Genomic DNA, 7,961 nt, shown 5'->3' with positions numbered 1-7,961 from the left:
TGGGCTTCGATGAACTGAAGCCATTCGCTGCCTGATTCTGCGCAACTTCTTGTTTAGCAAGGAGTTTTCAGTTTCGACTGCGCCGGAAGTGGGGCGAATTATAGGCCTCCAGATTCTGCCGTCAACCGCTTTTTTTCATATTTCTGTCATATCAGTCAAAAAGCCCCAAAAAAAGCAAAGCCGGCCCAGATGGGCCGGCTTTCAATTCGCCTTACAAACTGGGGAAGGCAAACTGCGACGCTTCATGGCTGGCCCGCTGCGGCCAGCGCTGGGTGATTGCTTTGCGGCGGGTATAGAAACGCACCCCATCCGGCCCATAGGCATGCAGGTCGCCAAACAGTGAACGCTTCCAGCCTCCAAAGCTGTGATAGGCCACCGGCACCGGCAGTGGAACGTTTACGCCAACCATGCCCACTTCAATCTCGTCACAGAACAAGCGTGCCGCTTCCCCGTCACGGGTGAAGATGCAGGTGCCATTGCCATATTCGTGATCGTTGATCAGTTGCATCGCCGCTTCCAGGCTGTTCACCCGGACCACACACAGCACAGGCCCAAAGATCTCTTCTTTATAGATCCGCATCTCAGGGGTCACACGGTCAAACAGGCTGCCGCCGAGGAAGAAACCTTCTTCATAGCCGGAAATACTCAAGCCGCGACCATCAACCACCAAATCGGCACCTGCCGCTACACCCTCTTCTATATAACCACTGACCTTATCCCGCGCCTGGCCCGTGACTAAAGGTCCCATATCCAGGCCACAAGAAGTGCCCGCGCCGATCTTCAGAGACTTGACCTGCGGCACCAACTTGGCAATCAACGCGTCCGCCACCTGGTCGCCCACGCATACGGCCACCGAGATAGCCATGCAACGCTCGCCGCAGGAACCATACGCCGCCCCCATCAAGGCGCTCACTGCGTTGTCCAGATCAGCATCCGGCATCAGCACCGCGTGGTTCTTCGCTCCGCCCAGCGCTTGTACGCGCTTGCCGCGCTTGGTTGCTTCGGAATAGATGTACTCGGCAATCGGTGTCGAGCCTACAAAACTCAAGGCTTTTACTTCGGGTGCTTCGATCAGCGCGTCCACTGCGCCCTTGTCCCCGTGTACCACGCTCAGCACGCCCTTAGGCAAACCGGCTTCCTGCAGCAGTTGCGCAATCAGCAACGTCGAACTTGGATCACGCTCCGACGGTTTCAGGATGAAACAGTTACCGCAGACGATAGCCAGCGGGTACATCCACAACGGCACCATCGCCGGGAAGTTGAACGGTGTGATACCGGCTACCACGCCCAACGGCTGGAAATCCGACCATGCATCAATGTTCGGCCCCACGTTGCGGCTGTATTCACCTTTGAGGATCTCCGGTGCCGAGCATGCGTATTCGACGTTCTCGATCCCACGCTTCAACTCACCCGCAGCGTCCTCCAGGGTCTTGCCGTGTTCTTCGCTGATCAACTGCGAGATACGTGCTTCGTTCTGCTCCAGCAATTGCTTGAAACGAAACATCACCTGGGCGCGCTTGGCTGGCGGGGTATTACGCCAAGCCGGAAACGCGGCCTTGGCCGAGTCAATCGCCTGTTGAATGGTTTCGCGACTGGCCAACGGCACCTGGTGGATCACCTTGCCGGTAGAAGGGTTGTACACGTCGGCGCTACGACCGCTGTCATTGACCAACTCACCGTTGATCAAGTGTTGGATAAGGCTCATGCAGGGCTCCTGAAAAATTGTTCTATATAGAAGGAGAAATCAGTCGATCTTGTTCAGCACTTCGCCGACCGCGTCGAACAAGCGATCCAGATCCTGCGGCTTGCTGTTGAACGTTGGCCCGAACTGCAGGGTGTCGCCGCCAAAGCGCACGTAGAAACCAGCCTTCCACAAGGCCATGCCGGCTTCGAATGGACGCACGATGGCATCACCGTCGCGTGGGGCAATCTGGATCGCGCCCGCCAGACCGTAGTTGCGGATATCGATCACGTTCTTGCTGCCCTTCAAGCCGTGCAACGCATTCTCAAAGTGCGGGGCGACTTCGGCTACGCTCTGCACCAGGTTTTCCTTCTGCAACAGATCCAATGCCGCCAGCCCCGCCGCGCAGGCTACCGGGTGTGCCGAGTAGGTGTAGCCATGGGGGAATTCCACCGCGTACTCGGGCGTCGCCTGGTTCATAAAGGTTTGATAGATCTCGCTGCTGGCAATCACCGCCCCCATCGGGATCGCGCCGTTGGTAACTTGCTTGGCGATGCACATCAGGTCCGGGGTCACTCCAAAACTGTCGGCACCGAACATCGAACCGGTGCGGCCAAAACCGGTGATCACTTCATCGAACACCAACAGGATGTTGTGCTGGTCACAAATTTCACGCAGACGCTTCAGATACCCCTGAGGCGGCACCAGTACGCCGGCAGAACCAGCCATCGGCTCGACAAACACAGCGGCGATGTTCGAGGCGTCGTGCAATTCGATCAGTTTGAGCAGCTCATCGGCCAGCGCGATACCGCCCTGCTCCGGCATGCCACGGGAGAACGCATTGCTCGCCAGCAAGGTATGCGGCAGATGGTCAACGTCCATCATGGCCTGACCAAAAATCTTACGGTTGCCGTTGACGCCGCCGAGGCTGGTGCCGGCGATGTTCACACCGTGATAGCCACGGGCGCGGCCGATCATCTTGGTCTTGGTCGCCTGGCCCTTCAGGCGCCAGTAGGCACGCACCATCTTCACTGCCGTATCGGCGCACTCGGAGCCGGAGTCGGTGAAAAATACGTGGTTCAGGTTGCCAGGCGTCAGGCTGGTAATCTTTTCCGCCAACTGGAAGGACAACGGATGACCGTATTGGAAGCCTGGAGAGTAATCCAGGGTGCCCAATTGCTTGGCGACCGCCTCCTGGATTTCTTTACGTGTGTGCCCCGCGCCGCAGGTCCACAAACCCGACAACGAGTCGTACACCTTGCGGCCCTTGTCATCGGTCAACCAACTGCCTTCGGCGGCCACGATCAGGCGCGGGTCACGCTGAAAGTTACGGTTAGCGGTATAAGGCATCCAGTGTGCATCCAACTTCAGTTGGCTGGCCAGGGACGAAGGCGCGTTTTCAGGCATGTTCATCAGCAAAACCTCGCGGGGCAAAAGGCAGCGTCGGGATTGGAAAGCAGTGTTGCAGCTAAATTGCCACGGCGATAAAGTCGGTGAAATCCAACTTTTATAACCTTCAGTCAGGCATTCACTAAACTATGAGCAGCCGTCGCCCCGATCCCCTGGCCCAAGTCAGCGACTTCGATATCCGCCTGCTGCGCATCTTTCGCAGCGTAGTGGAATGCGGTGGCTTCTCGGCAGCCGAAACCGTGCTAGGCATCGGGCGCTCGGCCATCAGCCAGCAAATGAGTGACCTGGAGCAACGCCTCGGTTTAAGGCTTTGCCAGCGCGGCCGTGCCGGTTTTTCCCTGACGGAAGAAGGCCGTGAGGTATATCAGTCGGCGCTGCAACTCTTAAGTGCCTTGGAAAGTTTCCGCACCGAGGTCAACGGCCTGCACCAGCATTTGCGCGGTGAGCTGATCATCGGCCTCACCGACAACCTGGTCACCCTGCCCCACATGCGTATTACCCACGCTCTGGCGCAGTTGAAAGAGCGTGGCCCGGACGTGCAGATCCAGATCCGCATGATCGCGCCCAATGAGGTCGAACAAGGCGTACTCGACGGCCGCCTGCATGTCGGCGTAGTGCCTCAGGCCAGCGCTCTTTCGGGTCTCGAATACCAGCCGTTGTACAGCGAACGTTCGCTGCTCTACTGCGCCGTCGGCCATCCGCTGTTTTATGCCGACGACACGCTGCTGGACGACGCCCGCATCGACAGCCAGGACGCCATCGCCCCCACTTTCCGTCTGCCTGCCGAGATCCAGGCCCATTATCAGGCCCTCAACTGCACCGCCAGCGCATCGGACCGCGAAGGCATGGCGTTCCTGATCCTCACCGGGCGCTATATCGGTTACCTGCCCGACCACTACGCCAGCCTCTGGGTGCAACAAGGCCGACTGCGCCCGTTGAAATCGGCTACACGCTTTTACGATTTAAGCCTGGCATCGGTCACGCGCAAGGGGCGTCGCCCTCATTTGGTGCTGGAAAGCTTCCTCGAAAGTCTGGCCGCAACGCGCTAACTCGGGCCTTACGTAAAAAGCTGAGCAACTGGACAGCTTTTTGCAAGAGCCCCAGGACCTTGAACCGTCCGCCTTGAGTTTGCCCGCCATGCCACCAGAATCCTCCACCACCAGCGACCTGATCTACGGCCTCAACGACCGGCCCAAACCCACCGCCGCATGCCTGGCCGCCATGCAACATGTGCTGGCTGCCTTCGTCGGCATCATCACCCCGCCGCTGATCATCGGGTCCACTCTGGGCCTGACCGCCCACCTGCCCTACCTGATCAGCATGGCGCTCATGGTCTCCGGCGTAGGAACCTTCATCCAGGCGCGCAGACCATTTGGCATTGGTGCCGGCATGATCTGCCTGCAAGGCACCAGCTTTGCGTTTCTCGGCGCGGTGCTGTCGGCAGGTTTCCTGGTCAAGCAACGCGGCGGTAGCCCGGAGGACATCATGGCGATGATCTTCGGCGTGTGCTTTTTCGGTGCTCTGGTACAGATCGTACTGAGCCGTTTTATCGGCCAGTTGCGTCGGGTAATCACGCCGTTGGTGACCGGGATTGTCATCACGCTGATCGGCATCAGCCTGATCAAAGTGGGCATCACCGACCTGGGCGGTGGTTTCAACGCTCCTGACTTCGGCGCGCCCATCAACCTGGCCCTGGGCCTGTTCGTGGTGCTGACGATCATCCTGCTCAACCGCTCGAACACGCCATGGGTGCGCCTCTCCGCGATCATTATCGGATTGGCCCTCGGCAGCCTTGCATCCTGGTTGAGCGGTAAACTGGTCCCTCAAGCTCTGCCTGACTTGCCCTTGATCAGCCTGCCGATCCCGTTTCGCTTTGGTTTCAATTTCGACTGGAGCGCCTTCCTGCCGATCGCGCTGATTTACCTGATCAGCAGTATCGAAACCGTGGGCGACCTCACCGCCAATTGCATGATCGCCCGCCAACCCATCAGTGGCCCGTCTTATATCAACCGACTCAAGGGCGGCGTATTGGGCGATGGCGTCAGTTGCATGATCGCCGCCACTTTCAGCGCCTTTCCCAACACCACCTTTGCGCAGAACAACGGTGTTATCCAGCTCACCGGCGTGGCCAGCCGTTACGTAGGCTTATACATAGGCCTCGTGCTGTTCTGTCTCGGTTTGTTTCCGCTGATTGGTGCCGTACTGCAGCAAATCCCCAAGCCGGTATTGGGCGGTGCAACCCTGGTGATGTTCGGCAGCGTAGCCGCCGCGGGTGTACGCATCCTCGCCCAGGCGCCGCTGGACCGGCGCAGCATGCTGATCATCGCCACCTCGTTTGGCGTGGGCCTGGGCATCGCCGCGCAACCCAACCTGCTGCATTTGATGCCGGCCCTGGTGCAGAACCTGTTCGACTCGGCCATCACCAGCGGAGGGCTGACGGCGATCCTGTTGTGCCTGTTATTGCCCGAAGCCAAAGCCAGTCGCGCTGGCGCAAATCACACTGCGGAAAGCGACACGCTGGAACCGCTTTAAGGGTTTTATTGCATCGGGACTTGTCTGAGGCTTGAGGGTGGGTTATCTGTGCACACGTCGTCTCTATCGATCAGCACGGAAACCTCCATGAGCCTCGAAGTTCCTGCCCACAGCCACCACGCCGGTAAGCCCGCCAGCCGCATTCGACAAAAGAACGAACAAGCGATTCTTCAGGCCGCTGAAGATGAGTTCGCGCGCCACGGCTACAAAGGCACCAGCATGAACACCATCGCATCGAGTGCCGGGCTGCCCAAGGCCAACTTGCATTACTACTTCACCAACAAACTGGGCCTGTACATCGCGGTGCTCAGCAACATCCTCGAACTGTGGGACAGCACCTTCAACGCGCTGACCGCCGAGGACGACCCGGCGGTGGCGCTCACTCGCTACATCCGCACCAAAATGGAGTTCTCCCGGCGTCACCCGCAAGCCTCGCGGATCTTCGCGATGGAGATCATCAGCGGCGGCGAATGCCTTACCGAGTATTTCAGCCAGGACTACCGCGCCTGGTTCAGCGGCCGGGCGGCGGTGTTCCAGGCATGGATCGAAGCGGGCAAGATGGACCCTATCGATCCTGTGCACCTGATCTTCCTGCTGTGGGGCAGCACCCAACACTATGCCGACTTCGCGACGCAAATCTGCCGCGTCACCGGCCGCACCAAGCTGACCAAGCAGGACATGGAAGATGCCGGCACTAACCTGATCCACATCATTCTCAAAGGCTGTGGCATCAAGCCAGCCCCATAAACGAAGCGACTTATGCCTTTCACGCTCACCGGCTTTTGCGAATTTCGTGAAGAAATCCGTAAAAGCCGCTTCATCACCCTCGCCGCGCCAATCACCAGCCCGCAGGACGCCCAAGCGTTTTTCGAGCAACACAGCGACCTCAACGCCACACACAACTGTTGGGCCTGGAAGCTGGCCGACCAGTACCGTAGCAATGATGACGGCGAACCCGGCGGCACGGCCGGGCGGCCGATCCTGGCCGCCATCGAAGCCCAAGGGTTCGATCAGGTCGCCGTGCTGGTGATTCGCTGGTACGGCGGTATCCAACTGGGCACTGGCGGCCTGGCCCGGGCCTACGGTGGTGGGGCGAACAAATGCCTGCAAAATGCCGAGCGCATCGAACTGATCAGCCGTGTGCCACTGAGCTGCGCCTGCGGATTCTCTGAGTTGAACCTGGTGAAACTGCGCGTCGCTGAACTGGGCGGCTTGGTGGTGGACGAAAACTTCACCGCCAACGGCGTCGAATTACAACTGGCGCTGGGGGAGGCTCACATCGACACCCTGCAAACCCAACTCGCCGACCTCAGCCGTGGGCGCATCCTGCTACAGCGTTGAAACTGCCCACATCTACTGTGCACCTGCCTGTGGATAACCTGAGCACATCCGTTTGTAACCCTTCTGTCATAAGGGCTTGCGGGCACTGTTCGTTTTTTGTTCAACAACTCTTAACCCCATTTGCCCAAGCCTGGGGTAATGTTGTCAGCCGAATTCACTGAACCGCGACTCCAAAGGAAGCCTTTCATGTCTACGCCAAAAACCGCATTGATCATCGGCGCCTCGCGCGGGCTGGGCCTTGGCCTGGTCAAGCAATTGCTTCAGGACGGCTGGGACGTGACCGCCACCGTGCGTGATCCGAATAAAGCCGATGCCCTGAAAGCGGTAGGCCCGGTGCACATCGAGAAGTTGGATATGGATGATCAACAAGCCGTGATCGCCTTGAGCCAACGCCTGAAAGACCGCACCTTCGACCTGCTGTTCGTCAATGCCGGCGTCAAGGGCCCCGCCAATCAGGAGCCGGGCCACGCTACGCTGGCAGAAGTCGGCCAACTGTTCTTCACCAACGCCGTGGCACCGATCAACCTGGCCCAGCGCTTTGTCGGGCAGATCCGCAAGGACAGCGGCGTACTGGCGTTCATGAGTTCGGTGCTCGGCAGCGTGGCCATTCCCGACGGGTCGGACCTGGCGCTGTACAAAGCCAGCAAGGCCGCCCTCAACTCCATGACCAACAGCTTCGTCACTCAACTCGGCGATCACAGGCTCACCGTGCTGTCACTGCACCCGGGCTGGGTGAAAACCGACATGGGCGGGGAAGACGCGCACATCGATGTCGACACCAGCGTGCGCGGCCTGGTGGCACAAGTGAACGCCTACACAGGCAAAGGCGGCCATCACTTCATCGACTACAAGGGCGATACCATCGCCTGGTAAACCCGGTGGAGCGTTATCGCCCGATTGCGGTCGATAATGCTCCACGCGTAGACTGCCCCCTCGCCTTCACCGGCGACCCTGGATCAGCAGACAGGGCAACACTGAGCTGGCAAACCTGAACCCA

Annotated in this window: 7 protein-coding genes; 5 read left to right on the top strand and 2 right to left on the bottom strand. The window is 59.2% G+C overall.

Annotated elements, in window-relative coordinates:
• Positions 1 to 211: 211 nt before the first annotated feature.
• Together EXW71_RS27230 and EXW71_RS27225 are read right to left on the bottom strand one after the other, a co-directional pair.
• Positions 212 to 1,705, bottom strand: a complete 1,494-nt coding sequence (locus EXW71_RS27230) for a CoA-acylating methylmalonate-semialdehyde dehydrogenase (RefSeq protein ID WP_134660920.1) — start codon at positions 1,703 to 1,705, stop codon at positions 212 to 214.
• Positions 1,706 to 1,744: 39 nt separating this feature from the next.
• On the bottom strand, positions 1,745 to 3,094 hold the full coding sequence (locus EXW71_RS27225; RefSeq protein WP_123714336.1) for an aspartate aminotransferase family protein: 1,350 nt from the start codon (positions 3,092 to 3,094) through the stop codon (positions 1,745 to 1,747).
• A 125-nt stretch (positions 3,095 to 3,219) separates the two neighbouring features.
• On the opposite strand from EXW71_RS27225, the gene EXW71_RS27220 reads away from it, so the two are divergent.
• The 5 genes from EXW71_RS27220 to EXW71_RS27200 all read left to right on the top strand — a co-directional run bounded on the left by EXW71_RS27220 (position 3,220) and on the right by EXW71_RS27200 (position 7,837).
• Complete coding sequence (locus tag EXW71_RS27220; protein WP_123714335.1) at positions 3,220 to 4,140, top strand: LysR family transcriptional regulator; 921 nt, start codon at positions 3,220 to 3,222, stop codon at positions 4,138 to 4,140.
• 88 nt (positions 4,141 to 4,228) lie between these two features.
• Positions 4,229 to 5,623 carry a uracil-xanthine permease family protein gene (locus EXW71_RS27215; protein ID WP_123714334.1) on the top strand — a complete coding sequence of 465 codons (1,395 nt, stop codon included), beginning with the start codon at positions 4,229 to 4,231 and terminating at the stop codon, positions 5,621 to 5,623.
• Positions 5,624 to 5,710: 87 nt separating this feature from the next.
• A complete protein-coding gene (locus tag EXW71_RS27210) occupies positions 5,711 to 6,370 on the top strand; it encodes a TetR/AcrR family transcriptional regulator (RefSeq protein WP_123714333.1) in 660 nt (219 codons plus the stop codon).
• Between the two features lie 12 nt (positions 6,371 to 6,382).
• Complete coding sequence (locus EXW71_RS27205) at positions 6,383 to 6,964, top strand: YigZ family protein (RefSeq protein ID WP_123714332.1); 582 nt, start codon at positions 6,383 to 6,385, stop codon at positions 6,962 to 6,964.
• Between the two features lie 186 nt (positions 6,965 to 7,150).
• Entirely contained in the window at positions 7,151 to 7,837 is a 687-nt protein-coding gene (locus tag EXW71_RS27200; RefSeq protein ID WP_123714331.1) for an SDR family oxidoreductase, read from the top strand.
• Positions 7,838 to 7,961: the final 124 nt, after the last annotated feature.

Source organism: Pseudomonas sp. BCA17, assembly GCF_004519405.1.
Taxonomy (GTDB): Bacteria; Pseudomonadota; Gammaproteobacteria; order Pseudomonadales; family Pseudomonadaceae; genus Aquipseudomonas.
This window is presented reverse-complemented; position numbering and strand designations above follow the sequence as displayed.